Origin of the sequence: Sphingobium sp. (genome assembly GCF_033795625.1) — a bacterium.
Lineage (GTDB): Bacteria > Pseudomonadota > Alphaproteobacteria > Sphingomonadales > Sphingomonadaceae > Sphingobium.
Genome location: NZ_JARYGI010000086.1, coordinates 1 through 1068 on the forward strand (window position 1 = coordinate 1; position 1068 = coordinate 1068).

The following is a 1068-nucleotide window of genomic DNA, read 5'->3' on the forward strand; positions in this document are numbered from 1 at the left end:
TCGGCCGCGGTGCCCGATGCGTCGTTGTTCCGATCCGGACGCCAGTTTGCGGCATGGCTGGGACTCACGCCTCGAGCGAACAGCTCTGGCGGCAAGGAACGCCTGGGTGGGATCACCAAGCAGGGTGACGGCTACTTACGTCGGCTGCTTGTGGTCGGCGCGACCGCGGTGATGCGTATGACGCGCAAGAACGCCGACCGGCAGCCCTGGATGGCACAGCTCTTGGAACGCAAGCCTGCGAAGATCGCGACCGTCGCGCTCGCCAACAAGACAGCGCGCATCGCTTGGGCCGTGATGTCGCGCAAAGAAGTCTATGCGGCGCAGGCCGCATGACCGTCGTCCGCGCTGCCGGGTAACGTCGGTGGCAGGATGGCGTAGGAGTAGCTGAGTAGTGATGACAAACCGGTCAGACCGGGGGTCGGCAAAACCCAGGGGGTCACAGCGCTGCGAGCGCGATGACGTGATTAGGGAGCCAGCCTGCGGACTTCATCAGGGCCAGCAGCCATGCGGTGCTGCGCGAACAGGCCGAACACATGGATGCACCCGACCCCCGCCTTTCATCCAGCGGCAACCAGAGACCGGCCATTGTTGTCGCGCAGGAGCGCGGGTGAAGCAACGGGCGGGTTTAAACCCGCCCGTTGCTTTTCGAGTTCGGCGGCGAACGCCGCCGGTGTGGCATAGCCGAGCGACGAGTGCGGCCGCTCGGTGTTGTAGTCGTCGACCCAGCACGAGAGGATCGAGCGAGCCTGGCGGACCGTGAAGAACAGCGTCTCGTTGAGCAGCTCGTCGCGCATGCGACCGTTGAAGCTCTCAACGAACCCGTTCTGCGTCGGCTTGCCCGGCGCGATGTAGTGCCACTCGACGCCGACATCGCCCGACCACGCGAGCACCGCGTTCGAGGTCAGCTCAGTGCCATTGTCGCTGACGATTGTCGCTGGCAGAGTAATCTGCCCCAGTTGTGACAATTGAATATTCCCCACTTCTTTTAATTGCCTGCTGTCCGGGGCTCGCCCCGGACAGCAGGCAAAATCAAAATTTCGGTCCTGTACCTCGGAGGATGAGGTGGGA

The 1068-nt window shown here is 63.5% G+C and carries 2 protein-coding genes; one reads left to right on the forward strand and one right to left on the reverse strand.

Going from position 1 to position 1068, the window contains the following annotated elements:
• On the forward strand, window positions 1-333 hold a 333-nt coding region (locus QHC67_RS18650), incomplete at its 5' end, for a transposase (protein ID WP_319296651.1).
• Between the two features lie 224 nt (window positions 334-557).
• Here the strand turns inward: QHC67_RS18650 and QHC67_RS18655 are convergent.
• Window positions 558-1068 (reverse strand): transposase family protein (locus QHC67_RS18655; RefSeq protein WP_319296653.1); only part of this gene is annotated, 511 nt, incomplete at its 5' end.